26 protein-coding genes and 1 tRNA gene are annotated in these 26,175 nt (G+C 71.4%); 16 read left to right on the forward strand and 11 right to left on the reverse strand.

Annotated features, from left to right (window positions below; translation table 11 throughout):
* Positions 1-13: 13 nt before the first annotated feature.
* From ABZS40_RS15495 to corA, 3 genes are all read left to right on the forward strand, one after another.
* Positions 14-472: an ester cyclase gene (locus ABZS40_RS15495; RefSeq protein WP_328651706.1), complete on the forward strand. Its 459-nt coding sequence runs from the start codon at positions 14-16 to the stop codon at positions 470-472.
* Between the two features lie 106 nt (positions 473-578).
* Positions 579-1,673 (forward strand): PLP-dependent aminotransferase family protein, encoded by a 1,095-nt coding sequence (locus tag ABZS40_RS15500; protein ID WP_354943905.1) that lies wholly within the window; start codon positions 579-581, stop codon positions 1,671-1,673.
* Positions 1,674-1,997: 324 nt separating this feature from the next.
* Positions 1,998-3,152, forward strand: a complete 1,155-nt coding sequence (gene corA, locus ABZS40_RS15505) for a magnesium/cobalt transporter CorA (RefSeq protein ID WP_354943906.1) — start codon at positions 1,998-2,000, stop codon at positions 3,150-3,152.
* Between the two features lie 102 nt (positions 3,153-3,254).
* Here the strand turns inward: corA and ABZS40_RS15510 are convergent, their stop codons facing one another.
* Positions 3,255-4,034 (reverse strand): hypothetical protein, encoded by a 780-nt coding sequence (locus tag ABZS40_RS15510; protein ID WP_354943907.1) that lies wholly within the window; start codon positions 4,032-4,034, stop codon positions 3,255-3,257.
* A gap of 84 nt (positions 4,035-4,118) precedes the next feature.
* Here ABZS40_RS15510 and ABZS40_RS15515 point away from each other — a divergent pair, with 84 nt between their 5' ends.
* Positions 4,119-4,649: a peptidylprolyl isomerase gene (locus tag ABZS40_RS15515; protein ID WP_354943908.1), complete on the forward strand. Its 531-nt coding sequence runs from the start codon at positions 4,119-4,121 to the stop codon at positions 4,647-4,649.
* Between the two features lie 94 nt (positions 4,650-4,743).
* Entirely contained in the window at positions 4,744-5,655 is a 912-nt protein-coding gene (locus tag ABZS40_RS15520) for a rhomboid family intramembrane serine protease (RefSeq protein WP_354943909.1), read from the forward strand.
* Here the strand turns inward: ABZS40_RS15520 and ABZS40_RS15525 are convergent.
* Complete coding sequence (locus ABZS40_RS15525) at positions 5,648-6,076, reverse strand: PH domain-containing protein (protein WP_354943910.1); 429 nt, start codon at positions 6,074-6,076, stop codon at positions 5,648-5,650. The two genes, ABZS40_RS15520 and ABZS40_RS15525, sit on opposite strands and share 8 nt — an antisense overlap.
* A 112-nt stretch (positions 6,077-6,188) precedes the next feature.
* On the opposite strand from ABZS40_RS15525, the gene ABZS40_RS15530 reads away from it, so the two are divergent.
* The 6 genes from ABZS40_RS15530 (at position 6,189) to ABZS40_RS15555 (ending at position 11,946) form a co-directional block, all read left to right on the forward strand.
* Entirely contained in the window at positions 6,189-7,361 is a 1,173-nt protein-coding gene (locus ABZS40_RS15530; protein ID WP_354943911.1) for an acetyl-CoA C-acyltransferase, read from the forward strand.
* 56 nt (positions 7,362-7,417) lie between these two features.
* Positions 7,418-8,431 (forward strand): aminoglycoside phosphotransferase family protein, encoded by a 1,014-nt coding sequence (locus ABZS40_RS15535; RefSeq protein ID WP_354943912.1) that lies wholly within the window; start codon positions 7,418-7,420, stop codon positions 8,429-8,431.
* Between the two features lie 111 nt (positions 8,432-8,542).
* Complete coding sequence (locus ABZS40_RS15540) at positions 8,543-9,049, forward strand: hypothetical protein (protein WP_112675276.1); 507 nt, start codon at positions 8,543-8,545, stop codon at positions 9,047-9,049.
* A gap of 90 nt (positions 9,050-9,139) precedes the next feature.
* Positions 9,140-9,832, forward strand: a complete 693-nt coding sequence (locus ABZS40_RS15545; protein ID WP_354943913.1) for a response regulator transcription factor — start codon at positions 9,140-9,142, stop codon at positions 9,830-9,832.
* Positions 9,825-11,291, forward strand: a complete 1,467-nt coding sequence (locus ABZS40_RS15550) for a HAMP domain-containing sensor histidine kinase (RefSeq protein ID WP_354943914.1) — start codon at positions 9,825-9,827, stop codon at positions 11,289-11,291. Before ABZS40_RS15545 ends, ABZS40_RS15550 begins: the two co-directional genes overlap by 8 nt.
* Before the next feature lie 55 nt (positions 11,292-11,346).
* Entirely contained in the window at positions 11,347-11,946 is a 600-nt protein-coding gene (locus ABZS40_RS15555) for a hypothetical protein (protein WP_354943915.1), read from the forward strand.
* 39 nt (positions 11,947-11,985) lie between these two features.
* Here ABZS40_RS15555 and ABZS40_RS15560 read toward each other — a convergent pair whose 3' ends face one another.
* Positions 11,986-13,587, reverse strand: coding sequence for a ricin-type beta-trefoil lectin domain protein (locus ABZS40_RS15560; RefSeq protein WP_354943916.1), 1,602 nt, complete (start codon positions 13,585-13,587; stop codon positions 11,986-11,988).
* A gap of 180 nt (positions 13,588-13,767) precedes the next feature.
* Positions 13,768-15,999: a glycosyltransferase family 39 protein gene (locus ABZS40_RS15565; protein ID WP_354943917.1), complete on the reverse strand. Its 2,232-nt coding sequence runs from the start codon at positions 15,997-15,999 to the stop codon at positions 13,768-13,770.
* A gap of 123 nt (positions 16,000-16,122) precedes the next feature.
* On the opposite strand from ABZS40_RS15565, the gene ABZS40_RS15570 reads away from it, so the two are divergent.
* Positions 16,123-16,830, forward strand: a complete 708-nt coding sequence (locus ABZS40_RS15570; protein ID WP_030487790.1) for a glycosyltransferase family 2 protein — start codon at positions 16,123-16,125, stop codon at positions 16,828-16,830.
* On the opposite strand, the gene ABZS40_RS15575 is transcribed toward ABZS40_RS15570, so the two are convergent.
* A complete protein-coding gene (locus ABZS40_RS15575; protein WP_354943918.1) occupies positions 16,816-17,709 on the reverse strand; it encodes a transketolase in 894 nt (297 codons plus the stop codon). The two genes, ABZS40_RS15570 and ABZS40_RS15575, sit on opposite strands and share 15 nt — an antisense overlap.
* A 5-nt stretch (positions 17,710-17,714) precedes the next feature.
* Positions 17,715-18,410: a transketolase gene (locus ABZS40_RS15580; RefSeq protein WP_354943919.1), complete on the reverse strand. Its 696-nt coding sequence runs from the start codon at positions 18,408-18,410 to the stop codon at positions 17,715-17,717.
* Positions 18,411-18,457: 47 nt separating this feature from the next.
* On the opposite strand from ABZS40_RS15580, the gene soxR reads away from it, so the two are divergent.
* Positions 18,458-18,913 carry a redox-sensitive transcriptional activator SoxR gene (gene soxR / locus ABZS40_RS15585; protein WP_354943920.1) on the forward strand — a complete coding sequence of 152 codons (456 nt, stop codon included), beginning with the start codon at positions 18,458-18,460 and terminating at the stop codon, positions 18,911-18,913.
* Between the two features lie 68 nt (positions 18,914-18,981).
* Here soxR and ABZS40_RS15590 read toward each other — a convergent pair whose 3' ends face one another.
* Positions 18,982-19,980: an NAD(P)H-quinone oxidoreductase gene (locus ABZS40_RS15590; RefSeq protein WP_354943921.1), complete on the reverse strand. Its 999-nt coding sequence runs from the start codon at positions 19,978-19,980 to the stop codon at positions 18,982-18,984.
* Positions 19,981-20,141: 161 nt separating this feature from the next.
* On the opposite strand from ABZS40_RS15590, the gene ABZS40_RS15595 reads away from it, so the two are divergent.
* Positions 20,142-20,231: transfer RNA gene (locus tag ABZS40_RS15595), tRNA-Ser, on the forward strand.
* 88 nt (positions 20,232-20,319) lie between these two features.
* Here the strand turns inward: ABZS40_RS15595 and ABZS40_RS15600 are convergent.
* Entirely contained in the window at positions 20,320-21,504 is a 1,185-nt protein-coding gene (locus tag ABZS40_RS15600) for a low temperature requirement protein A (protein WP_354943922.1), read from the reverse strand.
* A 51-nt stretch (positions 21,505-21,555) separates the two neighbouring features.
* Positions 21,556-21,711: a hypothetical protein gene (locus ABZS40_RS15605; RefSeq protein ID WP_354943923.1), complete on the reverse strand. Its 156-nt coding sequence runs from the start codon at positions 21,709-21,711 to the stop codon at positions 21,556-21,558.
* A gap of 127 nt (positions 21,712-21,838) precedes the next feature.
* On the opposite strand from ABZS40_RS15605, the gene ABZS40_RS15610 reads away from it, so the two are divergent.
* Positions 21,839-22,381 carry a YbhB/YbcL family Raf kinase inhibitor-like protein gene (locus tag ABZS40_RS15610; RefSeq protein ID WP_354943924.1) on the forward strand — a complete coding sequence of 181 codons (543 nt, stop codon included), beginning with the start codon at positions 21,839-21,841 and terminating at the stop codon, positions 22,379-22,381.
* A gap of 100 nt (positions 22,382-22,481) precedes the next feature.
* Here the strand turns inward: ABZS40_RS15610 and ABZS40_RS15615 are convergent, their stop codons facing one another.
* On the reverse strand, positions 22,482-23,192 hold the full coding sequence (locus ABZS40_RS15615) for a class I SAM-dependent methyltransferase (protein ID WP_354943925.1): 711 nt from the start codon (positions 23,190-23,192) through the stop codon (positions 22,482-22,484).
* A 321-nt stretch (positions 23,193-23,513) separates the two neighbouring features.
* Here ABZS40_RS15615 and ABZS40_RS15620 point away from each other — a divergent pair, with 321 nt between their 5' ends.
* Complete coding sequence (locus ABZS40_RS15620) at positions 23,514-25,247, forward strand: hypothetical protein (protein ID WP_354943957.1); 1,734 nt, start codon at positions 23,514-23,516, stop codon at positions 25,245-25,247.
* Between the two features lie 24 nt (positions 25,248-25,271).
* Here the strand turns inward: ABZS40_RS15620 and ABZS40_RS15625 are convergent, their stop codons facing one another.
* Positions 25,272-26,048: a hypothetical protein gene (locus tag ABZS40_RS15625; RefSeq protein ID WP_354943926.1), complete on the reverse strand. Its 777-nt coding sequence runs from the start codon at positions 26,046-26,048 to the stop codon at positions 25,272-25,274.
* Positions 26,049-26,175: the final 127 nt, after the last annotated feature.

Here is a 26,175-nt window from a genome sequence, read left to right on the forward strand (position 1 = left end):
GAGGGAGGTCCCGATGCGCGACGCGGAGCGGCTGGTCGAGCAGCAGTACGCCATGCTCCTGCGCCGGGACGTGGCCCGGCTGCCGGATCTCTACGCCCCGGAGGCGTTCTACGCCATGCCGGGCGTGACGGTCCGTCCGATCGAGCTGCCCGCGCTCCTGCGCACCTGGACCGGCGCCTTTCCGGATCTGCGGGTCGACCCGATGGGCGCCGTCCGCACCGGCGGTGGCGCCGCGGTCGAGCTGCGCCTGACCGGCACCCACACCGGCACCCTGCACTCGCCGTACGGCACGGTCGCGCCAACCGGCCGTCTGGTGAGCTGGGAGGTGGCCGACGTGGTCCGGGCCCGCAAGGGTCGGATCACCGCCTGGCGCTCCTACTTCGACTGGAGTCAGCTCCTCGACGCGCTCGGCGTGCGGCTGGAGGGACTTTCCCGGGCCGCGCAGCACGACGCGCTCGCCCTTCCGGTCTGATCTGCCGCCGACCGGTGGAGTGGAGTCACCCGACCCGGTGGCTCAGGATGCGGACATCGCCGTGCCGACCGCGCGTTCCCCACCGTCGCCCGTACGCTCAACATCCATGACCGCCGAGCAGTTGATCTCCTTTGCCCGTGGGGCTCCCTCGCTGGACATCGTCGATGTCGAGGGGCTCAAGGCCGCCGCCGTCCGCGCCTTCGACGCCGACCCCGCGGGGGTGACGGCGTACGGCACCTCCGTCGGGTACCTACCGCTGCGAAAGTGGATCGCCGAGAAGCACGGGGTCGGTGCCGATCAGGTGCTGGTCACCAACGGGTCGCTCCAGGCCGACGCGTTCCTCTTCGACCACCTGGTCCGCCCCGGCGACGCGGTGGTGGTGGAGCGCCCGACGTACGACCGGACGCTGCTCAACCTCCAGCGGATGGGCAGTGAGCTGCACGGCATCGCCGTCCAGCCGGATGGCCTGGACACTGCCGAGCTGCGCAAGCTGCTGGAGTCCGGGGTCCGCCCCCGGCTCGCGCACGTCATCCCGAACTACCAGAACCCGGCCGGCATGACGCTGTCGGAGGAGAAGCGCCGGGAGTTGCTCGACCTGGCCGCCGAGTACGAGTTCACGATCTTCGAGGACGACCCGTACGCGGACATCCGCTTCCGTGGTGAGGCGCTGCCGTCGATGCTCTCGCTGGACACCCGCAACGTGGTGGTGCACGCGTCGAGCTTCACCAAGACGGTCTGCCCGGGTGTGCGGGTCGGTTACCTGGTCGGCCCGGCCGGCCTGATCGCCTCCATCGCGAAGAACGCGACAAGCCTCTACATCTCCCCCGGGATGGTGTCCCAGGCGATCGTGCACCAGTTCTGCGTCTCCGGTGACATCGACCGCTCGATCGCGACGGTCCGGGCGGCGCTGGGCGAGCGGGCCCAGGTGCTCGCCGAGTCGTTGCGCCGGCACCTGCCGCAGGCGCAGTTCGTCGAGCCCGACGGTGGCTACTTCCTCTGGGTGGAGTTCCCGGAGGACGTGCTGGTCGACAGGCTCGCCCCGGCGGCGGCCGAGCGCGGGGTCGCCGTGGTCAAGGGCAGCGACTTCGTGGTGGACGGCGGGCGGCACGCGCTCCGACTGGCCTTCTCGGCGGTGACCGCCGACAAGATCGACGAGGGTGTCCGGCGGCTGGCGGCGGCCGTCGAGGCCGTCCGCGGCTGAAATCAACTGTCGGGTTCCTGACAAAACGACGATGCCGGCCGTCCCGGGGCTCCCCTCCGGGCGGCCGGCTGGCCCACAATGCTGCGAGCGTCACCCCGTCAGCTGCGGAGTTAACCGCCCGGCCTCCGGGCCGGCCCCGCCCGGGTTGACGCGGCAGCACAACCTCCCGCCCCCACAGGTGCCGGGTGGGCCGTGTCGTCCCCCGCACGCCCCCCGATGCGGCTCGGCCCGCCCGGCGCCGCCCCCAGGCGACCGCCGTCACACCGGTCCTCGGCCGCTATCGGCGTAGCCTGCAAGCCGCAGCTGAGCGTGGGAGGTGACGCGATGACGGATCGGACAGAGCGGGACCGGACGGCACCGTCGACCACCGGTCGGGGCCTGCGACCTCGGGCGTGGCCCTCCCCGGTCCGGGCGATGACCCGGATCCTCAACGCCGACGGCTCGCCGCCCGTCCCCGCCCCGACGAGCACGGGCACCGGTCGCAGCGCGGTTGTCGACTGCGCGCTCTACGTCGACGGCAAGCGGCAGCCCGGCGACTGGACCTACGCGGAGGCGCTGGCCGCGGCCCGCCGCGAGGAGCACGGCTTCGTCTGGATCGGTCTGCACCAGCCGGAGCTGGCCGAGATGACCGCCATCGCGGAGACGTACGGCCTGCACGAGCTGGCGGTCGAGGACGCGGTCAAGGCCGAGCAGCGCCCCAAGCTGGAGAGGTTCGGCGACGTCGTCTTCCTGGTGCTGCGCACCGCCCGTTACTGCGAGCACACCGAGCTGACCGAGAACTCCGAGGTCGTGGAGACCGGCCAGGTGATGCTCTTCATCGGCCCGAACTTCGTGATCAGCGTCCGGCACGGGGATGCCTGCCGGCTCGGCCCGATCCGCGCCGACCTGGAGACCAAGCAGGAGTTGCTGCTGCACGGCCCGTGGGCGGTGGCGTACGGGGTGACCGACCGGGTGGTCGACCTCTATCTGGAGGTGGCCGACCAGATCGAGGACGACCTGGACATGCTGGAGGCCGAGGTCTTCAACCGGCACGGCCACGGGCGGATCCAGCGGATCTACCAGATGAAGCGGGAGCTGGTCGAGTTCAAGCGGGCGGTGGTGCCGTTGCAACGGCCGCTGATGACGCTGACCTCCCAGGTCAACCGGGACGTGCCCAAGGAGATCCGCAAGTACTTCCGGGACGTGCAGGACCACCTGAGCCGCACCGTGGAGCAGGTGAACTCCTACGACGACCTGCTGAACTCGATCCTCCAGGCGCGCTTGGCCCAGGTCACCGTCGACCAGAACAACGACATGCGCAAGATCGCCGCCTGGGCCGGCATCGCCGCGGTGTGGACCGCCATCGCCGGCATCTACGGGATGAACTTCGACAACATGCCCGAGCTGAAGATGACGTACGGCTATCCCGTCGTCCTCGCCCTCATGCTCGGCGTCTCGCTGGCCCTCTACCGCTGGTTCCGCCGCAACGGCTGGCTCTGACCGCGAGGCGGAAGCGCCGCCGGTCGAGGAGCACCACCTGACGCGGAAGCGCCGGCGAGTGGGTGGACCCACTCGCCGGCGCCCGATGCGCTGCTGCTGACCTCAGCGACGGCCGTTGGTGCGGGCCGTGTCCTTGCCGAGCGCCTTGGTGAGGTCGTCGGTCGGCCGACCGGAGACGTCGGTGGCGCCCTCGGCGACCGACGGGACCTTGTCGGTCGGGCGGACACCGGTCGGCTTGGCCGGGGCGGTGGTGCTGGCGCTGGAGCCGCCGGCCACCGCGGAGCTGCCCGCGCCGGTCATCCCCGCCGCGCCGGACATGGCGGACCCGTCGGACCCCCGGGCGGCGGACGGCGTACGCACCTCGATCGAGTCGACCTCGTCGCGCATCGGCTCCAGGGTGCTGCGGGTCGGGTCGTACTCGGCCCACTCCTGCTGCTCCCGGCGGCGACGCAGCGCGACCGCGCCGGCCAGGCCGGCGATGGCACCCGCCGCCAACAGGCCGGTCATCATCGGGCCGCGACGACGCGGCTGCTTCTTCTTACCGGTGATCCGCATGGTCTTCGACTTGGCCTTCCTGATCAGCGGCCCTGCCTGCGCGGCGCCGTCACGAGCAGCCGCCGCCAGCGGTGCCAGCGTGGTGAGAGTCGTCCCCCAGCCGGTCGACGCGCGGTCGCGTACCTTCGCGGCGGTCGGTGCGACGTAGCCCCGGGCCACCTGGACCCGCGGGCCGACGGTCGCGCCAGCGCCCTTCGCGGCGTGATTGGCTGCCAGCATCAGGTGGCTGATGCTCTGGTTCAGCTCGGCCTTAGCCAGCTGCCCCTGGGACTTACGCCGCCCGAATCCAAACACGGTCCTACCTCCTGGGAGTTGTTCCTTCGTCATCCTCCACCTTCGGATGCCTCCGCGATGCCAGATCGGGCACATGGGAGGATCCGCATGGAACTGACCAACGAGTGAGGAGTACCCGTGGCCGAGGCTGTCTACGCCACCCTGCACACCAACGCTGGCCCAATCCGGCTGGAGCTCTTCGGAAACCACGCGCCGAAGACCGTCCGCAACTTCGTCGACCTGGCCGAGGGCAACCGTGAGTACACCGACCCGCGCACCGGTCAGCCGGGCAGTGGTCCGTACTACGACGGCACCATCTCGCACCGAGTGATCAGCAATTTCATGGTCCAGATGGGCGACCCGACCGGCACCGGCCGGGGCGGACCGGGCTACAAGTTCGCCGACGAGTTCCACCCGGAGCTGCGGTTCGACCGTCCGTACCTGCTGGCGATGGCGAACGCCGGACCGGGCACCAACGGTTCGCAGTTCTTCATCACCGTGTCGCCGACGCCGCACCTCAACAACCGGCACACCATCTTCGGCCAGGTCGCCGACGAGGCGTCGGTGAAGATCGTGGATTCGATCGCGAGCACCCCGACCGGTCCGAGCGACCGTCCGCTCCAGGACGTCGTCATCGAGCGGGTCGAGATCGAGCGGTCCGCTTCCTGAGCGACTGGCGAGGTACCTTTGCTCGCATGATTGAGCGCTCCGGAGCACGGCCGGTGCCGGTGGACCGTGTGGTGTTGGACGGAGGGTCGGCCCGGTGAGCGAGTCTCCGCCGACCACCCCGGTCTGCTACCGGCACCCCGGCCGGGAGACCTACGTCCGGTGCTCCCGCTGTGACCGGCCGATCTGCCCGGACTGCATGCGGGATGCCTCAGTCGGGCACCAGTGCCCGGAGTGCGTCAACGAGGGACGACGCAGTGTCCGGCCGGCGCGTACCGCCTTCGGTGGCGGTACGGCCGGCCGGCACGGCTATGTCACCAAGGCGCTGATCGCCGTGAACGTGCTGTTCCTGCTGGTCTCCATCGCCTCCGCCCGGGGCGGGGACGCGGCGGTGGGCGGCTCCGGCTTCGGCGGCCTGATGGGTGGCAGCACGCCGCTGACCGAGTGGGGTGCGGTGCTCGGCCGGGCCTACCTCTCCGACTACACGCTCGGCGGGATCGCCGAGGGCCAGTGGTACCGGCTGGTCACGGCGATGTTCCTGCACTACGGCGTGCTCCACCTGCTGCTCAACATGTGGGCGCTGTGGGTGCTCGGCCGGTCGCTGGAGGCCAACCTCGGGCGGGTGCGGTTCGCCGCGCTCTACCTGATCGCGGGCCTCGGCGGCAACGTGGCCGCCTACCTGTTCAGCAGCCCGCGGGCGGCCACCGTCGGCGCGTCGACGGCCGTGTTCGGTCTCTTCGCCGCGCTGATCATCATCGAGCGCAGGCTGGGCCGGGACATCTCCCGGATCATTCCGATCCTGGTGATCAACCTGGTGTTCACGCTGGCCGTGCCGGGCATCTCGATCCCCGGGCACCTGGGCGGCCTGGTGGTCGGCGCGTTGATGGCGTTGGTGCTCGCGTACGCGCCGCGTGGTCGGCGCACGCTGGTGCAGGTCGCTGGCGGGGCGCTGATCCTGCTGATCCTGCTCGCGCTGGTGCTCTTCCGGACCGCCGCACTGCTCACCTGACAGGGCGGGCGGCGCGCAGTGCGGCGGCCACCTCTTCCGGGGTGGCCCCCAGGTCGTACCGGCCGAACAGGTGCAGCGAGTTGCCCGCGTCGATCTCCAGGGTTTCGCTGGTCAGCCCCAGCCGGGGCCGCCGGTCGACGGCGATCGCCTCGACCGACGACCACTGCAGCAGCCGTCGGCCGGCGAAACCGTGGATGACGGTGAGCCCGGCCGGGGCCACCGCCAGTCGGACCGGCGCGACCAGGTCACGTACCGCCCAGCCGGCCAGCGCGGCGGCTGCCAGGACGGCCAGCGCGAGGCGGACCGGGTCGCCGTCGGCGAAGAGCAGCCCGAGCGCGACGAGCAGGACGGCGCCGGCCAGTTTCGCCGCCGGCAGGCTCGACGGCACCCGCCACTGCTGTGCCGGGGAGGTCTCATTCACACGCCCAGCATGCCAGCGGCCGTCGGATTGCGGCACCTCGTGCCGGTGTGGCCGGACGACCGGTCGATCGACGACGTAGGATCGGGGCAGCCCAGGTTACCGGGGAGTAAACATGAGTGACGCGGTCATCGTCGGCGCGGTACGCACCCCGGTCGGGCGGCGCAAGGGCAGCCTCGCCGGCGTCCACCCGGTCGACCTCTCGGCGCACGTGCTGCGCGCCCTCGCCGAGCGCACCGGGCTGGACCCGGCCCAGGTCGACGACGTCTTCTGGGGCTGCGTGTCCCAGGTCGGCGAGCAGTCGTGGAACATCGCCCGCAACGGCGTGCTCGCCGCCGGCTGGCCCGAGACGGTGCCCGGCACCACAGTCGATCGCCAGTGCGGCTCCAGCCAGCAGGCCCTGCACTTCGCCGCCGCGACGGTGCTCTCCGGTCAGGCCGACCTGGTGGTCGCCGGTGGCGTCGAGTCGATGACCCGGGTGCCGATGGGTTCCAGTGTGGCCGGCGGCATGCCGTTCAGTGACCAGTTGCGCGCCCGTTACCGGGGGGTCGAGGGCTTCGCCGACGACGCGCCGCTGCCGTTCAACCAGGGGGTCGGGGCAGAGCTGATCGCCCAACGGTGGCGCCTCTCGCGTACCCAACTGGACGAGTTCGCGCTGGCCAGCCACGAGAAGGCCGCCGCCGCGCAGGACGCTGGCGCGTTCGACAGGGAGCTGACAGCGGTGCCGCTCGCCGACGGCGGCAAGTTCGCCGCCGACGAGGGCATCCGCCGGGAGACCTCCCTGGAGAAGCTGGGCGAGCTGGCCACCCCGTTCCGCGCCGACGGGGTGGTGACCGCCGGTTCCGCGTCCCAGATCTCCGACGGCGCCGCGGCCCTCGCGGTGACCACCTCCGACTGGGCCAGCCGACACGGCCTGCGCCCGCTGGCCCGGATCCACACCGCAGTGGTCGCCGCCGACGACCCGGTCACCATGCTCACCGCGCCCATCCCGGCCACCGCGAAGGCGCTGCGCCGCGCGGGGCTGGGCATCGAGGAGATCGGGGTGTACGAGGTGAACGAGGCGTTCGCCCCGGTGCCGCTGGCCTGGCTGGCGGAGACCGAGGCGGACCCGGAGCGGCTCAACCCGCGCGGCGGGGCGATCGCCCTCGGCCACCCGCTCGGCGGCTCCGGTGCCCGGATCATGACCACCATGCTCCAGCACATGCGGGACAACGGCATCCGCTACGGCCTGCAGACCATGTGCGAGGGCGGCGGCATGGCCAACGCCACCATCGTCGAGCTGGTCTGACGCGCGGCGGGAAAACGTCTCGCCTGAAGGCGGAGCGGCCGCCTAAGGTGCCCAGCGTGACGACGATCGCCGGTGAGCGTGCCCCCGACTGGTCCAGCGAGCAGTGGCAGGTGCGGGCCCGGTCCTGGGTCGACGCGCAGCTGAGCCGGGCCGGCCGGCGGGTGACCGGGCTGGTGGAGCCGAGGCTGCGGCCCTGGTCGCTGGTGTGGCGGGTGCCCACCGAGGACGGGCCGGTCTGGTTCAAGGCCAACAACCCGGGCACCGTGCACGAGGCGGTACTGATCGCGGCGCTCGCCGAGTTGACGCCCGATGAGGTGCTGACGCCGATCGCGGTCGACCCGGCGCAGGGCTGGTCGCTGCTGCCCGACGGCGGCGAGTCGTTGCGCGACGTGCTGGCGCGCGACCCGGACCTGGCGCACTGGGAGCGGGCGCTGCCCGGGTATGCGGCGCTGCAACTGGCGAGCGCGTCACGCGCCGACGAGCTGGTCGCCGGTGGCGTGCCGGATCAGCGTCCGGAGGTGCTGGCCGGTCTCTTCGCCGAGCTGCTCGACGATCACGAGGCGCTGCTGATCGGCGCCGAGGGCGGGCTCGCTCCGGAGGTGCACGAGCGGTTGCGGGCCGAGCTGCCGGCGTACGCGCAGCGGTGCCGCCGGCTCGCCGACATCGGCATCCCGGCGACAGTGCAACACGACGACCTGCACGACGGCAACATCTTCGCCGGCGCGGCCGGGTACCGCTACTTCGACTGGGGCGACGCCTCGGTGGCGCACCCGTTCGGCACGCTTCTGGTGACCCTGCGCTCCATCGGCCACGCCGGCAAGCTCGCCGCCGACGACGCCCAACTGGTGCGGTTGCGCGACGCGTACCTGGAGGCGTGGACCGACAGGTACGACCGGCGGACCCTCGTGGAGGCGGCCGACCTCGCGATCGGTCTGGGGCCGGTGAGCCGGTCGCTCTCCTGGCGGCGGGCGCTGGACAGCCCCGAGGAGTCCCGCGCCGAGTACGCCGACGCGGTCCCGGGCTGGCTGGAGGAGCTGTTCGCCGCCAGTCCACTTCAGCCCAACTCCTGACCATGATCCGTCCGAGTCGGAAGTCGGACAGGCAGTGCGACAGGCGGCGTGGAACTTCCAAAAAACCCGCGTGACCCACGTCACCCTGCTGGGGACGTCGTTGGGCAGGTCATGGACGTCTTCTCCCGAACGTTCCTCCCGGCCGCCGCTGAGGCTGGCCTGGCCGTGCAGACGGTGAGCCGGCACATGCCGGTCTTCCGGCGCTGCGTCGGCTCCGGTGACGCCACCATCCTGGTCACCCGTTGCAGCCGCCCCGACCGCCCGGTCACCGGCGACTACCTGTTGCTACTCACCCACCGCCGCCTGGTGGTGACCCAGCAGACCCGCCTCCTGCACCGACTGCGCCTGCACCTCAACACCGAGTTGCGCGAGCTGAGCAACGTCACCTGGAGCCCGGACCCGCGGCTGCAGTCGGTGGAGATGGCGGCCACCGCGATCGACGGGATCCGTGAGCGGTTCCTGATCCGGACCAGTCACCCGAAGCAGGTCTGGCAGCTCGACGCGTTGCTCAACCAGGCGTTCCGGACGCGCCTGCGGCCGCCCGGCGCGCGTGTCGTCGCCAGCATCGGCGACGCACCGGCCGCCGCCCGGCCGGGCATGTTCGCTCCGTCCTGGTGAGCTGACCCCGCTTCGGGCGTCGTTCCACCTTTACCGAACTCGAACACACAGCGATCGCGCCGAGCCAACGCCATCGGCAATCATGGGCCGGTGACCGTCGAACCACCGCATCGCGGGCTCGTCCTCGTCGTGGAGGACGAGCCGGCCATCGCCGACCTGGTCCGGCTCTACCTGACCCGCGACGGGTTCGGCGTCCACCTGGAACGTGACGGCGAGGCCGGTCTGAGCGCGGCCCGCCGGTTGCGCCCGGTGGCCTGCGTCCTGGACATCGCGCTGCCGGGCCTGCCCGGCACCGAGATCTGCCGCCGGCTGCGCGAATCCGGTGACTGGACCCCCGTCATCTTCCTCACCGCCCGGGACGACGAGGTGGATCGGATCGTCGGCCTGGAGTTGGGCGCCGACGACTACGTCACCAAGCCGTTCAGCCCTCGGGAGCTGGTCGCCCGGGTCCGCGCGGTGCTGCGCCGATCCGCCGGCGGCCCGGAGGGCGCGGACCGGCCACGGGTCGTCGGCCCGGTGACGCTCGACCCGGCCCGCCGCACCGTCATCGCCGCCGGTGCCCCGGTGCAGCTCACCTCCACCGAGTTCGACCTGCTGGCCCACCTGATGGCCCGGCCCGGCCGGGTCTTCACCCGGGAGGAGCTGCTGGCCGGAGTCTGGGGGTACGCGGCGCACGCCGGCACCCGGACTGTGGACGTGCACGTCGCCCAGGTGCGAGCGAAGCTCGGCCCGGCGAGCGTGATCCGGACCCATCGCGGCGTGGGGTACGCGGTCGATGCCTGACCTCCCCGGGCACGTCGAGTCGCCGACCATGGCCCTGCCGGTGGTCGGCGCCGCTCCACCCACCGCACCCCGACGAGCCCGGTTCGGCCGTACGCTGACCGCCCGCGCGGTGCTCGTCACCTGCGCTGTGGCGCTGGTGTCGGTGCTGGTCACCGCCATCGTCGCGGTGCCGTTGGCGATCCGTGGCGCGGAGCGGAGCGAGCAGGAGGCGCTCGCGGCCCAGGCCCGGCTCGCCGCCGAGGTGCTGCGGACCCGCCTCGACCGGGGTCGCAGCGCCGACGAGGAACGGCTCATCCAGCAGCTGCGCGACCAGGGCATCGACGCGTACCTGATCCGGCGCGGGGCGGTCGACCGGGCGGGTCTGCCACCCCGGGTGGTGCAGCGGATCGAGCAGGGCCGCAACGTGTCGGCTCGCCGCTCGGTCAACGGTGAGCGGGCCCTGGTCGAGGGTCGGGCCCTGCCCGGCGGCAACGGGGTGGTGCTCTCCCGTCCGCTGGCCAACGGACTGTGGGCCCGGGTGCTGCTCAGTCTCTGGCTGCCGCTGCTCGCCGGGTTGACCGCCGGTGTGGTCGCCGGGCTGCTGCTGGCCCGGCGGCTGGCCCGGCCGATCCGGGTCGCGGCCACCGCCGCCGCCCGATTGCGGGCGGGCGACCGTGCGGTCCGGGTCCCGGTCGAGCCACCGGACGAGGTTGCCGACCTGGCCGAGGCACTGAACGGGCTGGCTGCCGCGCTGGCCACCAGCGAGGGCCGACAGCGGGAGTTCCTGCTGTCCGTCTCGCACGAGCTGCGCACCCCGCTGACCGCGATCCGGGGGTACGCCGAGGCGCTCGCCGACGGGGTGCTCGGTGCCGACGACACTGTGGACACCGGCCGGACGATGCTGGCCGAGGCCCAACACCTGGACCGGCTGATCGGTGACCTGCTGGCACTGGCCCGGCTGGAGGCCGCCGACTTCCCCCTCGAACCGGTGCCGGTGGACCTGACCCGACTGGCAGTGGACGCGGAGCCGACCTGGTCCGGTCGGTGCGCGGCGGTGGGCGTGCCGTTCCGGGTGGAGACGTCCGGTCAGCCGGTGCCCGCGTACACCGATCCGGGGAGGATCCGGCAGGTGCTGGACGGGCTGCTGGAGAACGCGCTGCGGGTCGTACCCCCGGGGTCGCCGGTGGTCCTCGCGGTCCGGCCGGGCGGCGCGGACCCGGCGCACGGCGGCGTGTTGGAGGTCCGTGACGGCGGGCCCGGCTTCACCGACGACGACCTGGCGGTGGCCTTCGAACGCGGTGCGCTGCACGAGCGTTACCGGGGGGTGCGCAAGGTGGGCAGCGGGTTGGGGTTGGCGCTGGCCGCCGGTCTGGTCCGCCGGCTGGGCGGGGAGATCGCCGCAGGGCACGCGCCGGAGGGCGGTGCCGCCTTCACCGTCCGGCTGCCCGGTGATCCTTACCTGACCCGAACATCGGCCTGACGCTCCGCTCGTCGTTCCCGGGAAGGCTGAGGGCTCCACTGACAGAGGGAGAGTCATGCCACGTTGGGGTATCGCCACCGGCACCACGGCACTGCTCGCAGCGGTCGCGCTCGGCGTCAGCGGCTGCGGCGCGGCCGAGGTGGCCAGCCAGCCCGCCCTTGATGTCGCCGTCGAGGTCGCCGCCGCCATGGGGGTCGAGGGTCAGGCGCTGACCGCAATGGGTTTCGACGCCGACGACCTGGACGTGCGGACCGTTGCCGCACCGGCCACCCCGACGCCGGGTGCGTCCCCCAGCGCCAAGGAGAAGGCCCGGGACAAGCGCGGCGAGGAGTGGCGCAAGCGCCGCCAGGCCCGCGTGCTGCTGCGTAAGAACACACTGCACGGTGAGGCGGTGGTGAAGACGAAGGACGGCGGTACGCAGACCGTCGCCGTGCAGCGCGGCGAGGTGACAGCGATCGACGGCGACTCGGTGACCGTCAAGTCCACCGACGGCTTCACCATGACCTGGACCTTCGGCGACGACCTGCGGGTCGTCGAGCGGCGGGCCACAGTGCAGCCGAGCCAGGTCACTGTCGGCGCGACGCTCGGCGTCGCCGGCGCGAAGGACGGCGACAAGGGCGTGGCCCGGCTCATCCTCGTTCCCCGCGCGAAGTGAGAGCAGGGGCCCTGGTCGACGCCAGGGCCCCTGCTCTCGTCAGTAGACGCGGGAGCCGATGAAGTCGTCGTGACCGTAGCCGACCGGGTTGGCGGCGGTACGGGCCTCGAACGACCACTGCTGCCGGGTGCTGCTGGAGCAGTTCGCCAACCGCAGGCGAGAGCTGCCCAGCAACGGGTTGTCGAACGCCACGCAGAGGTTGGTGGCGCTCGCCGGCCTGATCTGGTTACCCACGAAGACGAACTGCTGCGCGCCGGTGCCGTTGCAGTCGTAGATGTTGACAGCGGTGCCGGCGCTCATCGAGCTGTTCGCGACGTCCAGGCAACGGTCGTGGGACAGCTCCGAGTGCAGCGACCGTCGGGCCGAGTCGTACCAGAAGCCCTGGTTACGCCCGCCGTGGCAGGAGTACGGCTGCTGCGCGGTGCCGTTGCGGGAGTCGTACCCCTTGCCGTCGACACAGGTGCCGGTGGCAAGGTTGCGCAGTTGCTTGAACTCCACCAGCCCCGGGTAGAGCACGCCACCGCCGGTGCTGGCCGGGTCGACGCAGCTTGCCCGCGTCTGCCCGGAGTTCCAGAACTGGGTGATGCACTGGGCGAACATGCCGTGTCCACGGGCGTTGGGGTGGAACGACTGGCGGGCGGCGTTCTCGTTCCAGATGCCGACCTCGATGAAGAGGCCACGGACCGAGGTGTTGTCGGTGCACACCTCGTGCCCGTGGAAGAGCCGGCTGGCGTCCAGGTAGCGGGTGCCGGTGTTGGCCGCGGCGGAGCGTAGCGCCGACTCGAACATCGGCACCGCCTTGTTCCGGGCGAACGCCGCGTCGGCCAGGTAGAGCAGACAACCGCCGGAGTACCAGCCGGGGAAGTTGGGGTTGTCCTCCACGTCGGGGCTGCCGGGGCTCGGGTACGACATCAGCACCAGCTCGTAGTCCGACCGCAGGTAGCCGGCGTTGGTCATGGTCTGCCGGATGTCGGTGAGCGCCGACTCCACGGCCTGCCGGCTTCCGTCGGTGCGGATCGTCCACTGGTCGGTGTAGGTGGGGTAGCAGGCGCCCTGGAAGAACACCCGGCGGACGGCGCAGTCGGTGGCGACCGGACCGAACTGGATGGTGCCGTCACCGTTCGCGCCGACCACCACCCAGATCAGCTTCACGTGCGTGTTGCGCGCCTTGATGCCCAGGTGGTCGCCCTGGTTCAGCTCGTTGTGCTGGGTCGGGCCGCCGGCGATCAGGTTCCAGGGGGTGGCACCGGAGCAGGCGATGTTGTACTGCGCGTCCGACGTGATGCCGGTGCGGAAGACGGCCTGGTCGTACGAGCGGTCGCACCAGTTGCCGTCCTGGTGGGTGCCGGGGACGTAGTTGCCGACCCCTTCACCGGAGATCTCGCTGTCACCCATGGTGATCAACGCGGTGCGCCGCTGTTCGATCGGGCGGATCGCCGGGCTGCCGTAGAGGGCGGTCGCCTCGGCGGCCCGGATGGCTTCGAGGTTGGCGGGGAGTGGTTGGACAGTTGGTCGGTCGGCGGCGGTGGCGGGGGTGGCCGGTCCGGCGAGCATCGGTAGGACGAGAGCGGCGACGGCGACGGCGACGGTGATGGCCCGTCGTCGGGTCGCGCGTTCGGGCCTGGCGGGGATTGCAGGCATCGACGCACTCCTTTCGGCTCAATCGCGGGACGTCGATTGAGTTACCAGACGGTAACGTGCGGATCAACGGATGTGAATGCGCCTCAGATCCTTGCGCGCGGGCTGCCGAACCGCCCGGATCGGACTATCCGGGCCTGCTTCCGGTTCAGCGGCCCGGCGGCGGCGCGGTCGGCTTGCTGTTCAGCGGCCCGGCGGCAGGGCGTAGCCGACGTAGCCGCGGAACTCCAGCCGCCAGCCGGCCGGGACGAGTTTGGCGCAGGCCGCCCTGGTGCCGGTGCAGACGATCGCGTCGACCGAGGAGGTGTCGGCCGGCGGTCGTTCCGGCAGTACCGACTGCAACGCCACCAGGTCCGGTGAGCCGCCGTCGGGCTGCCGCAGCAGCAGCCACCACGGGTACTCCCAGTTGTCGTTCTGCTGCACCAGACCGATCCGTCGCGCACCGCTGTCCTGGACCGCTGTCGCCGCCCAGCGGAACTCGTCGGCCCACTGCGGGCGGCGCAGGAACCGGGTTTCCCAGTCCGAGGTGGTGAAGACCGAGCCGGCACCGACCAGCCGGCGCGGGAAGCCGTACGACAGCGCGAGCACTCCGGCCAGCGCCGAGGTGGCCAGCACGGTGACGGCCGCCACTGTGGCAACCGTTCGACGCCCACCCGCGCGGTTACGCAGGAGCGCGTCCAGCCAGAGGCCGGCGAGGGGCACCGCGAGCACCACGGCGTAGAGCAGTAGCCGGTTGCCCCACGGCTGCCACTTGATCATCGCGGTGTGCAGCAGCACGGCGGTCAGCACCACCACGGCGTACGCCCGCAGCGACCCGGCCCGCTCGGGAGCGATCCGCCGTGGGCGGGCGAGCGCGATCACTGCCCCGATCACCGCCAACGCCCCGGCCAGCGGAAACGCCACCCGGTCCTCGTCCGGATACCAGGCCGGCTCCGGGAACAGCTCCCGCCCGAAGGTGATCGCGCGGTCCTGCGGGTCGACCCCGATCGCCTCGGCGCCGCTGATGATCACTTCGGCTCCGGCCCGGCGCAGCGGCGCCAGCGGCGTGTCGAACGCGGTGTGCCCGATCCGCAGCGCGTTGACCACAATCGACGCCGGGTCGTGCCGCTCCATCGGGATGGACTCGCGCAGCCGGGGCGGCCCCAGCGGATGCCCGAACTCGGCGGTCACCCGGGCCAGGAACGGGCCGACCACCACGGCCGCGACCACCAGGATCAGCACCGAACCGCCGACAGTGCGGGCCAGCCCGCCGACCGGCCAGGACCGCCGACCCTCGCCCGCCGCCGGGTCAATCGGTGCCGGGCTCGCTGCCGCCGACTGATCGGTCCGGGCCAGCCTCAACTGGGCCAGTCCCCAGAGCACCAGCAGCGGGCCGACCGCGATCAGGCCGCTGGTCTTGGTCACCGCGGTCAGCCCGGTGGCCGCCCCCAGCCCGAGCAGCGTGCCCCAGCCGGTCCGTCGACGCAGCCCGTCGAGCACCAGTGTCGCCGCGCAGGCCACCCACGCCGCGCAGATCAGGTCGGTCTGCGTGCTGGTCGCCTGGAGCACCACCATCGGCGTGGTCGCCAGCACGAACGCGGTGAGCAACTGGGCCCGCCGGCCACCGCCGAGCTGCGCGGTGATCCGTGCCGCCACCAGGAGGCAGACCACTCCGGCCGCCCACTGCACCAGGTTGTACAGGTTATCGCCGCCGGTGAGCAGGCGCAGGTGCAGCAACAGGTACTCGGCGCCGGGCGGGATGGTCACCTGCCGGTGGATGGCGGTGGGCCAGAAGTCCAGGTCGCCCTGGGCCACCCAGTGCTCCACCTTGGGCAGGTGATAGGTCTGTGAGTCGAAGTTGTTCGGTTCGGCCAGCAGTGCTACCAGCAACTCCACCAGGACCAGCCCGCCGACCGTGCCGGCGAGGAGCCGCTCGCCCGGTCGGGCCGTACGCCAGGCGTCGACCGCCACGGCGAGCAGACCGGCGGGCCCCCGAAGGGCCCGGGGCGGCGCGGGGGCAGGCTCATCGCGCTCGGCCACCGGCGCCGCCACGTCGGTGCCGCCATCGGACACCACAGCGCCGACCGGCACCGTCCGTGATGCAGTGCTGACTGCCGGTGCGGCGCTGACCGGCACCGGTGCGGCGGCGGGAGGCTGCCCGAGGTGGGTCGCCCGTCGCCAACGCAGACCGGCCGCTGTCGCGGCAGCGATCAGGAAGAGCAGCCAGGCGACGGCGAACGCCTGTCGGGTCAACGCGTGCGACGCGCCGAGCACCTCGACGACGAGCACCGCGTACGCCCCGCTGAGCAGGGCGGCGCGCACCACGGCGAGCCGCAGCGGTGCCACAGCACCAGCCTCGCGTGGCATCGCCGCGACGGTGAGCAGGAGCACCGCGGCGGCAGGAACCGCCGCGAGCAGGGAGCCGGCAGCCGACATGGCGGAAGTAAACACCATTGATCTGAACCCGCCGCGTCGACTGCCCAGCGGTGGCGGTACGCGGTTAACAAACCAACCAGGCTAGGCTATGGCCGACGTGTTGCCGCCACCGTGGAGATCCCCGTGAAGCTCTCGATCCTCATGCCGGTCTATAACGAGGAAGAACGCATCGCGGATGCCCTCAAGCAGGCACTGGCGGTGGACTATCCCTGTGAGATCGAACTGGTCGTCGTCGACGACGGCAGCCGCGACGGCACAGGCGAGGTCCTCGGTCGCGCCGACGACGCGCGCCTGCGGGTCATCACCCACCAGCGCAACGCCGGCAAGGGTGCCGCCATCAAGACGGCGGTCGACAGCGCCGAGGGCGACTACATGGTCATCCTCGACGCCGACCTGGAGTACGACCCGCAGGACATCCCCAAGCTGCTCGACCCGGTGCTCGACGGGCGGGCCACCGTGGTCTACGGCAATCGCACCTTCGGCAGCCACAGCGCCTACAGCTTCTGGTACGTGATGGGCAACAAGGGCGTCACGATGGCGGCCAACGTGCTGTTCAACTCGTACATCGGTGACCTGGAGACCTGCTTCAAGCTGATGCCGGTGGCGCTCTACCGGTCGCTCGAGGTGCGCTCGCGTGGCTTCGGCATGGAGGCCGAGGTGACCGGCAAGCTGCTCCGTCGCCGCATCCGGCCGTACGAGGTGCCGATCAGCTACCGGGCGCGCGGCCGGGAAGAGGGCAAGAAGATCACCTGGAAGGACGGCGTCGAGGCGATCTGGATCCTCGGACGCGAGCGCGCTCGCCGCCGCCCCGCCGTCTCAGCCGCCAACTGACCCCAGGAACGCGCTGATCGACCGCCGCAGGCCGTCGGTGTCCAGACCATGCCACCGGGCGTGGTCGGCCGGATCGCCGTACCGTCGCAGGTCGGTCTGACCCACCCCGAGGGCGAGCAGCCGGTGCGGTACGTCCGCCAGCGCCCGGTTGACGAGCGCGCTTGACGTTCCCGCCAGGTACGGCTCGACCAGCACCACGTCGGTGTTGGCGAGCGCCCGCAGCCCGGGCGTGTCGAGCGGCCGGGGCGTGTGGGTGTACGCCACCGTCACGTCCATTCCCTCGGTCGCCGCGAGTGTGGGGTCGAGCATCGGTCCGACCGCCACCACGAGCGGCGCGTTCGACCCGCCCCGCCGGAGCACCAGCAGCCGGGTGGCATCCGGGTACGCCTCGGCGTTGCGCTGCTCGGAGAGCCGCAGGTAGGTCGGATCGTCGGTGCTCGCGGCGTTGCGCAGCAGCGGCGCCACCTCGTCCGGGTGGCCGGGCACCCGGACCGTCCAGCCGTCGCCGAGGGAGTCGAAGAGCGCCACGTCCCCGGGCGACTGGTGGGTGCGGCCCTCCGCCGACCCGTCGTACGACGCGCCGATGCTGACCAGGATCGCGCCCACGCCCTGGTGGTCCAGATCCAACTTGATCTGCTCGTACGCCCGGTCCACCAGGAACGTCGCGTACGAGTGCGCGATCGGACGCAGCCCGGTCAGGGCGAGCCCGCCGGCCACTCCGATCATCAGTTGCTCCCGGATCCCCACGTTGAGCACGCGGTCCGGGTGTCGGTGGCCGGCTGAGGCGAACTGGCTCGCCGAGATGTCGGCCAGCACCAGTGCGGTACGTGGATCCTCGTCGAGGAGGGCGGTGGTGGTGTCGATGAAGGCGGTACGCATGTCGGTCATCCCTCGCTCTCGATGCGGGCGACCACCAGGTGCGGGTGTCGTGGACGGTGCCCGGTCAGCGCCGCGTACAGGGCTTCGTGGTCCCGGCCGTCGATCGTGTCGGCGGTCCAGCCGTTGACGGTGAACCGGCTGGCGATGCCACCGGCCCACAGGTAGCTGGCCGACGCGTTGTCGACCACGACCGCGGTGAGGCTGTCCAGGCCTGTCGCTCCCGCGTACGCGATCGCCTCGTGGTTGGATCCCTCGTCCAGTTCGGCGTCGCCCAGCAGCACGTACACCCGGGGGTTGCGCAGCCCCTGGGCGCGCAGGCCGAGCGCGGTGCCGACGGCCAGCCCGAGCCCGTGCCCGAGGGAACCGGTGCCGATCTCGACCCCGGGCACCAGGAGGCGGTCCGGGTGGTGGCCGAGCCGGCTCTCCGCCCCGGCCAGGTCGTCGAGCCAGGCGTCCGGGATGAAGCCGTGTGCGGCGAGCACCGCGTAGTAGGCGGCCGGTCCGTGGCCCTTGGAGAGCAGGAACCGGTCCCGCTCCGGCTCGTCGGCGGTGTCGGGGGTGACCCGCAGCACCCGGTCGTAGAGCACCTGGAGCACGTCGATGGTGGAGTGCGCGCTCGGTGCGTGCTTTTCGTCGCCGGTCAGACGTCGGATCAGCCCGGGCAGTCGGGCGCTGCTGTCGGTGGTCAGTGCGGTGGTCATGCCACTACTGTGTAAGTTGAAGTGCACTTCAACTCAAGGACCTGGTGATGCCGGATTTATTGACGATCGGCGAGCTGTCCGCCCGTTCCGGGGTGGCACCGTCGGCGCTGCGCTACTACGAGCGACTCGGGCTGATCCGCGCCGACCGCACCGGCGGCAACCAGCGCCGCTACGCCCGCGCCGAGCTGCGGCGGGTCGCCTTCATCCGGATCTCCCAGCAGGTCGGCGTCTCGCTCGACGAGATCCGGGAGGCACTCGACTCGCTCCCCGAGGCCCGCACCCCCAGCCCGCAGGACTGGGCGCGGCTGTCGGCGAGCTGGCGCAGCCGGCTGGACGAACGGATCCGGCTGCTCGCCAAGCTCCGCGACGACCTGGACGGCTGCATCGGCTGCGGCTGCCTGTCGTTGCAGCGCTGCACGCTCAACAACCCCGAGGACACCCTGGCCGGCGAGGGCCCGGGCGCCCGGCTGGTGCTGCCCCGACCGGCGGACTCGCTCAGCTGAAGGCCGGCGCCCCTCACCTCGCGGGCTCGCTCAGCTGAAGGCCGGCGCCCCCTACCTCGCGGGCTCGCTCAGCTGACGGCCGACCCCCCACCCGGCGGGCGGGTGAGCAGCACCTTGCCGAAGTGGTCGTTCGACTCGACGAGCCGGTGCGCCTTCGCCGCCTCGGTCATTGGCAGCCGCCGGTCCACTATCGGCCGGATCCGGCCCGCCTCGACCAACGGCCACACCTCGTCCCGTACGCCCTGGACGATCTCGGCCTTCTCAGCGAGCGGACGGGACCGTAGCGACGTCGCGGTGACGCTCGCCCGCTTGGCGATCAGCGCGCCGAGATCCAACTCGGCCTTGCGCCCACCCTGCATCCCGATCACCACGAGCCGACCGCCGGTGGCCAGCGCGGAGACGTTCCGCCCCAGGTAGGACCCACCCATGATGTCGAGGATGACGTCGACGCCTCGCCCGTCGGTGACCCGCCGGACCTCCTCGACGAAGTCCTGCTCCCGGTAGTCGATGATGTGCGCCGCGCCCAACTCACGCAGCCGGTCGTGCTTGGCCTCCCGCGCGGTGGTCAGCACTGTCACGCCGAGGGCCGCCCCGAGCTGGATGGCGAAGGTGCCGATCCCGCTGCCGCCGCCGTGCACCAGCAGCGTGTCGCCCGCGCCGAGCCGGGCCACCTGGACCAGGTTCGACCAGACCGTGCAGGCCACCTCGGGCAGCGCTGCCGCGTCGACCGGGTCGCAGGCCGGCACCGGCAGCAACTGCCCGGCGGGGACCGCCACCCGCTCCGCGTACCCGCCGCCGGCCAGCAACGCGCAGACCTGCTGCCCGACCGCCCACCCGGCGACCTCCGCGCCAACCTCGGTGATCACCCCAGAGCATTCCAACCCGGGGTACGCGGGCGCGCCCGGCGGCGGCGGGTAGTGCCCCTGCCGTTGCAGCAGGTCAGCGCGGTTGACCCCGCTGGCCCGCACATCCACGATCACCTCGTCCGGGCCCGGCTCCGGGTCGGGCACCTCGGCCCAGACCAGCGCGTCGGGTCCACCGGGCTCCGGAATCGTGATGGCTCGCATGGGCCCAGTCTTCCCGATCTCGCCGGGTGCCGCAGGCGCACCGTCCAGGCCACTGTGGACGCCTCGGACCGCCTGGCCGGCGCACCGGGGAGGGACGCCGGGCCGCCCGGAGCGAGCCGTGGCAGACTATGCGTGGCCGTACGCCCACGGGTGGCGGCCCAGGAGGGTTCGCCTAGTGGCCGATGGCGCTGGTCTTGAAAACCGGTAAGGCAGCGATGTCTTCGTGGGTTCGAATCCCACACCCTCCGCCACCTTGATCCGCTCGACTTCCCGGAAATCGGGGTGTTCGGGCTGTGCGGATGCCGCGACTTCCTGAATGTCGAGTGGATCTGGGGCGGGTCAGCCTCTGCCGGCAGCTGTGCGCCTGGTCCAGGCCTCGTAGCTGAGCAGTACGGCGAGGAACGCGGTGAGCAGGCCGAGCGCGGCCAGGCCGGGCAGGTACCGGCCGACGGGCAGTAGCAGCAGCGCCACAGCGGGCGCGAGAAACTGCTCGGGTCGTACGCACCGGACGCTGAGCACCAGGAACGTCGCCCGGCCCGCGAGGTACAGGGCGGTCCCCCCGAACAGCGCGATGGCCGGGATCCAGTGCAGGGTTTCGTGGGACTTCCCATGCGCCATGCCGGCGAGCACCTCCTCGACCCCCAGCGCCACGTAGATGGTTCCGGCGAGCAGCGGGAGGTGGGCGACGCTGTAGGCGTTGCCGGCAACGAATCCTCGGTGCAGCCCGGAATCCGTCGTCAGTGCGTTCCCGGCGCTCGCCGCGCTCGGGATGTACAGCCAGTACAGGCAGCCGGTGACGGTGAGGGTGAGCAGCGCCGCCGCCAGGGTCGGCCAGTGGATCATCTGGGTTCCGATCCCGGCGCCGACCGAGATCAGGGACTCGCCGAGCGCGATGATCACCACCAGGCCGTGCCGCTCAGCGAAGTGGCCGGGGCTGCGGACCGGCCACCCACCCACCAGTAGAGCGAGCACCCCACCGCCCATGTCGACGAGGAGCGCCGCCGCCCAGAGCAGGATCTGCGCGGTGCCGCCGAACACCGCGCCGAGGACGAGCGGAATCCAGGACAGTGCTGTGGTGAGGGCGTATAGCCGAACGGTTCTGAGTCGCCGAGGGTCGTCCACCGACACCCAGTAGAAGAGTGCGAACTGGGTCGACCGCACCACGACGTACGCCAGCACCAGGATCAGCCGGGGTGTCCTCGTGCCCGGGCCGGTCTCCCAGGCTTCGGGGAGGACCAGCGCGATGAGGAAGATGGCTGCCATCGCCACGGCGATGCCGACCCGGATCAACCCGACGTCGAGCCGGACGTAGTTGCCCAGCCAGGCATAGACGAGCCAGGAGTTCCACAGCAGCATGAGGACGAGCAGGCCCTGCACCAGGGTCACCGCCGAGGGTCGCTCGCTCATGAACGTGGTGACCCGGATGAGCCCGAAGACGAGCACCAGGTCGAAGAAGACCTCGAACAGCGTCGGTCGGTGCGTCTCCGCCGTGACGACTGGCCGCGACCGGAAGAACCGCCCCATCAGGTCATCTTGACGGTCTGCGGCGGAGCGGTCCGGTGCCCCGCCTCCCGGTCACTCCGGCGGGTCGGTGGCCCGCCGCTCCCGGCGGATCGTCTCCTCGGCCAGTCGCTCGACCGCGCGTCCGCGTTCGTCGGCGATGGCTCGCTCGTTCCGGCGGCGGAACGCGGTGACAACGGCCACCACGAAGTCCCGCCAGATGCCGGCCACGATGTCCCCCTGAGGACGTTGCCCGAACTCCACCGTAGCTCTGGAAAACCACAGTGCCGGTCGTCGGACGGGACGCAGCGGGGTAAGAAGGGGCTGGTAACTCCGCACATCGGAAGGACGCGTCCCCATGACTCTGGAACGACCGATCGCCCCGGATCCGTACGAGCTGCTGCCGACGCTGCCCTCGTTCACGCTGACGAGCGACGACGTGCAGAACGGCGAGCCGATGGACGCCCGGCACGCGCATGGCAGCACCGGGGGTGACAACGTCTCGCCGCAGCTGGCCTGGTCGGACTTCCCCGCCGAGACGAAGAGCTTCACGGTGACCTGCTACGACCCGGACGCGCCGACCGGCAGCGGTTTCTGGCACTGGGTGCTGGTGAACGTGCCGGTCGACGTCACCCAGTTGCCCACCGGGGCTGGTGGCGCGGCGGGCACCGATCTCGGTGGGGCGTTCTCGGTGCGTAACGACTACGGCGAGCAGGGCTACGGCGGGGCGGCTCCGCCGGCCGGCGACCGCCCGCACCGGTACGTCTTCGCGGTGCACGCCCTGGACGTCGACCGCCTGGACCTGACTCCGGACGCCACCCCCGCCTACGTCGGCTTCAACCTGACGTTCCACACCCTGGCGAGAGCGGTAATCCGCCCCACGTACCAGATCAAGGACTGACCCCGCCCCCAGCTCCCGCGATCTTGCACTTCCTGTCCCGACATTCCTGACAAACCAGGGCATAAAGACGGCAGGAAGTGCAAGATCGCCGGGGCCGCGGTCAGGCTGGGACGCGGGCCACGGCGAAGACGGACTGGCCGAACGGCGGGAGGACGAGCTGCTCGGCGGCCTTGGTGGCGGGCAGGACGAGGGTGTCGTACACCTTGACCATCGGGCCCTCCTTCGGCATCAGCCGGAAGACCTTGGTGGCCATGAAGTAGCCGATCAGCCCGAGCGCGTTGGCGTAGTGCATCTTCTCGATGGTCAGACCGGCGTCGGTCATCGCCGCTCCGAGCGTCTTCTTCGTGTAGCGGCGGACGTGCCCGGTGGCGATGTCGGCCGGGCCCATCGCGAATTGGAACGCCGGCACGATGATGATCACGGCGCCGCCGGGTCGGACCAGGTCGCGCATGCTCTCCAGCGCGCCCACGTGGTCCTCAATGTGCTCCAGGACGTTGTACGAGACGGCGGCGCTGTAGTCGCCCCGGTCGTTGTGCGGCAGCAGCATCTGCCGGACGTCGATGTTCGGACGGTCGGCCAGGCGCTCCTTGAGCTGCACCAGCCGGTCCGGGTCGGCCTCGGTGGCGGTGAACCGCGGCAGCCGCTCGGACCATTCCAGCGCGTAGTCACCGAGGCCGCTGCCGATCTCGATCGGGTCGTCGCCGAGGTACGGCAGGGCCAGTTCGATGAACCAGCGACGGTGGTTGACAGCGGTTGCCAGGCCTTCCAGCACCTCGGACTGCACGCGCTGATCCCCAGTGATTTCTGCCATGCGTCGATTCCTCACGATATGAACTCGACCTGCGCCTGGACCGACAGAGTGAATCATCCGCTGGGACGGCGAAAGAATCGGGGCATCGGGGTGGCCGAATTGTGGTTCGGGGGGTGGGTTCGTGATCGGCGGTCGGCGAACCCGGCACATAGTACGGCAGTACCCCGAAACATGTCACGGCGGTGCCATACGCTGACTACCCTATGAATTGTCATGACTACTCCTGAACCGGACGTGCCCAGCGGCAGCGGCAGCGGCGGCCCGGCCGCCGCGCCGTCGGCGGAGGGGGCCTCCGGTGCCGTTCGGCCTTCCCGCAGGGGAATGTGGGCCGATCTGGCCGCCGTGCTGAGCTTCGTGGTACTCGGCTTCTGGGTCACCGGCCGGCTCTGGCTCGACCCGGGCAGCGATGTGCGGGACAACCAGTCCGATCAGTCGCAGTTCGAATGGATGATGGCCCACGGTGCGCGAGTAGTCACGCACTTTGCGTATCCGTTCCATTCCAATCAGATGAACGTCCCCGACGGCGTCAATCTGATGGCCAATACGTCCGTATTATCCATTTCATTGCCAATGACGCCGATCACCCTGCTGTTCGGGCCGCGAGCGTCATTTCTGACCTTTCTCACCGTCGGCATGATTGCCACTGCCGCGGCCTGGTATTTCCTGCTCTCCCGGGTCCTGATCGGCAGCCGGGGGCCGGCGTGGCTGGGCGCCGGCTTCTGCGCGTTCGCGCCGGCCATGGTGTCGCACGCCAATGGGCACCCGAACATCGTGTCGCAGTTCGTCGTCCCGTTGATCATTTGGCGCACGCTACGACTCGGCGAACCGGGCCGCTGGCTGCGCAACGGGGTCCTCCTCGCGCTGGTCATCGTCTGGCAGGCGTTCCTCAACCTGGAGATCCTGCTGATGACCGCGATCGGGCTCGGCGTGATCGTCGGCGTGCTCGCCCTCGGCCGCGCGGATCTGCGGTCGCGGGCCCGACCTTTCCTCGCCGGCCTGGCCGTCGCCGCCGGGGTCGCCGGGCTTCTGCTGGCGTACCCCCTGTACGTCCAGTTCTTCGGACCGGACGCGTACTCGGGGCTGTCCCGCCTGATCCGCGGCTACTCCAGCGACGTGGCCTCGTTCGCCGCGTACTCCCGGGAATCACTCGCCGGTAGCGCGCGTACCGCCGCGGGTCTCGCCAAGAACCCGACCGAGGAGAACAGCTTCTTCGGTTGGGCGCTGGTGGTGCTGGTGATCGCAGTGGTCTGGTGGCTGCGTCGCTCGATCGTGGTGCTCGCGCTGGCCGCGCTCGGGTTGGTCTTCGCGGTGCTCTCGCTGGGTCGGGAGGTCCGCTTCGACAACCGGGGTACGGGTGTGCCGGGCCCCTGGGCGGCGCTGGAGAACCTGCCCATCCTGCACTCGGTGGTGCCGACGCGCTGGGCGTTGGCGATCACCCCGATCATCGGGCTGCTGCTCGCCTACGGCGCCGAACGTGCCCGCGAGTTGGCCGGCGCGCATCCGGCCGCCCGGGGGCAGGTCCGCTTCGTCACCGCCACCGTGCTCACCATGGCCCTGCTGCCGATCGTCCCCACCCCGCTGCCCGTGGCTCACCTGGACCCGGTTCCGAGCTTCGTGACCAGTGGGGCCTGGCGGGCGTACGTGGCCGGTGGGCGCAGTGTGGTAACCCTGCCGTTGCCGGACAACACGTACGCGGAGCCGCTGCGCTGGTCCGCGGCGACCCGGCTGGACATGCCGTTGGCCCGTGGCTACTTCCTCGGCCCGGACACCCGCCCGAACGCCGATCCGCCCAAGGTCGCGTTGTTCGGTGCGACTCCCCGCCCCACCAGCAGCTTCTTCGCCACCATCCGGCGCACCGGGGCGGTGCCGCCGATCACCCCGCAGAGCCGGGTCCGAGCGGTCGACGACCTGCGCTACTGGCGGGCCGGGGTGGTCATTCTCGGGCCACACGAGCACGAGGCCGCGCTACGCCGGGGGATGACCGAGTTGACCGGGATCCAGCCGGTCTTCACCGGCGGTGTGTGGGTGTGGGACGTCCGGGCGTTGACCGACTGAGCAGTGCGGCCCAGCCAGCCCGGCCTAGCGGACGCAGCAGCCCTGGCAGACCTTCGGCCGGGGCAGGGTGAAGGCGAGGCAGCAGGTGCGGCGCTGCACTGTCGGCTCACCGGTCGGCCCCGGCACCAGCTCGATCAGGTCGTTCAGGTCGAGTGCGCCGAGCACCGTGTCGATGCTCTGCACCGTGGAGCCGGGCAGGGCGTCCGCGGCCCGCAGGATGCCGTGCGCGATGCCGGAGGCGACCGAGCCGAGCAGCGTCCGGGTGCCCACCCGGACCTCGGACTGGATCGCCGTGATGAGCGGCGCCAGGTGGGCGTCGAGCAGGGACGCGCGCATCGCGGCCAGCAGCTCCGCCTCGTCGGCGACGACCCGTACCTCCGGCAGGCCGGCCAGCGCCAGCGGATCGTTCGGCAGCACCGCCACTGTGGTGCCCCGGCGCAGGCCCATGGTGAGCAGCTGCCGGTGGTCCTCGAAGTGGATCAGCAGGTCGGCCGGGTCGAGCAGCGGCACCCGCCGGGCGGAGGCCCAGCCGAGCACGACCGGCAGCGCGGCCCAGTAGCTGTACGACTTCCAGGCCAGCGCCGCGCAGGCGTGCGGGGTGCCGCCCCAGCGGACGGCGGCGCCGTTCAGCAGCTCCGGAAGCCGGCTGCCGTCGATCAGGGTGGTGGCGGGCGCCCAGCCGAACTCGTCGTCGACAAGTAGGCCCCGGGCGAGGCCGGGGAGGTCGTCGGTGCCGAACATGGCCCGGAGCGCCGCGGTGACGGGGGCGAGCGGCGTGGTGGCGGCGTCTCGCCGTGGCATCACCGCTGTCACCTGAATCGTCCCCTGTTTGTGTGACCGAGGAGTGCGCCCCGGTGGACGAACCAGTGCCGTCCTGAGCTAAGGCTAGCCTAACCAAGCCCTCGGCCGTAAGGGAAGCCTCACCTTG

Origin of the sequence: Micromonospora sp. NPDC005324, assembly GCF_040607155.1 — a bacterium.
In the GTDB taxonomy this organism is placed as follows: domain Bacteria; phylum Actinomycetota; class Actinomycetes; order Mycobacteriales; family Micromonosporaceae; genus Micromonospora; species Micromonospora trifolii.

Bases quoted from the DNA above. Each gene is read 5' to 3' on its own strand.
- ABZS40_RS15510 (WP_354943907.1), bottom strand. From the start codon at position 4,034: ATGACGAAGGAACAACTCCCAGGAGGTAGGACCGTGTTTGGATTCGGG.
- ABZS40_RS15565 (WP_354943917.1), bottom strand. From the start codon at position 15,999: ATGTCGGCTGCCGGCTCCCTGCTCGCGGCGGTTCCTGCCGCCGCGGTG.
- ABZS40_RS15600 (WP_354943922.1), bottom strand. From the start codon at position 21,504: ATGGGGCGGTTCTTCCGGTCGCGGCCAGTCGTCACGGCGGAGACGCAC.
- ABZS40_RS15580 (WP_354943919.1), bottom strand. From the start codon at position 18,410: ATGACCACCGCACTGACCACCGACAGCAGCGCCCGACTGCCCGGGCTG.
- soxR (WP_354943920.1), top strand. From the start codon at position 18,458: ATGCCGGATTTATTGACGATCGGCGAGCTGTCCGCCCGTTCCGGGGTG.
- ABZS40_RS15625 (WP_354943926.1), bottom strand. From the start codon at position 26,048: ATGCCACGGCGAGACGCCGCCACCACGCCGCTCGCCCCCGTCACCGCG.
- ABZS40_RS15540 (WP_112675276.1), top strand. From the start codon at position 8,543: ATGGACGTCTTCTCCCGAACGTTCCTCCCGGCCGCCGCTGAGGCTGGC.
- ABZS40_RS15560 (WP_354943916.1), bottom strand. From the start codon at position 13,587: ATGCCTGCAATCCCCGCCAGGCCCGAACGCGCGACCCGACGACGGGCC.
- ABZS40_RS15530 (WP_354943911.1), top strand. From the start codon at position 6,189: ATGAGTGACGCGGTCATCGTCGGCGCGGTACGCACCCCGGTCGGGCGG.
- corA (WP_354943906.1), top strand. From the start codon at position 1,998: ATGACGGATCGGACAGAGCGGGACCGGACGGCACCGTCGACCACCGGT.
- ABZS40_RS15590 (WP_354943921.1), bottom strand. From the start codon at position 19,980: ATGCGAGCCATCACGATTCCGGAGCCCGGTGGACCCGACGCGCTGGTC.
- ABZS40_RS15575 (WP_354943918.1), bottom strand. From the start codon at position 17,709: ATGCGTACCGCCTTCATCGACACCACCACCGCCCTCCTCGACGAGGAT.
- ABZS40_RS15555 (WP_354943915.1), top strand. From the start codon at position 11,347: ATGCCACGTTGGGGTATCGCCACCGGCACCACGGCACTGCTCGCAGCG.
- ABZS40_RS15615 (WP_354943925.1), bottom strand. From the start codon at position 23,192: ATGGCAGAAATCACTGGGGATCAGCGCGTGCAGTCCGAGGTGCTGGAA.
- ABZS40_RS15550 (WP_354943914.1), top strand. From the start codon at position 9,825: ATGCCTGACCTCCCCGGGCACGTCGAGTCGCCGACCATGGCCCTGCCG.
- ABZS40_RS15620 (WP_354943957.1), top strand. From the start codon at position 23,514: ATGTGGGCCGATCTGGCCGCCGTGCTGAGCTTCGTGGTACTCGGCTTC.
- ABZS40_RS15495 (WP_328651706.1), top strand. From the start codon at position 14: ATGCGCGACGCGGAGCGGCTGGTCGAGCAGCAGTACGCCATGCTCCTG.
- ABZS40_RS15610 (WP_354943924.1), top strand. From the start codon at position 21,839: ATGACTCTGGAACGACCGATCGCCCCGGATCCGTACGAGCTGCTGCCG.
- ABZS40_RS15500 (WP_354943905.1), top strand. From the start codon at position 579: ATGACCGCCGAGCAGTTGATCTCCTTTGCCCGTGGGGCTCCCTCGCTG.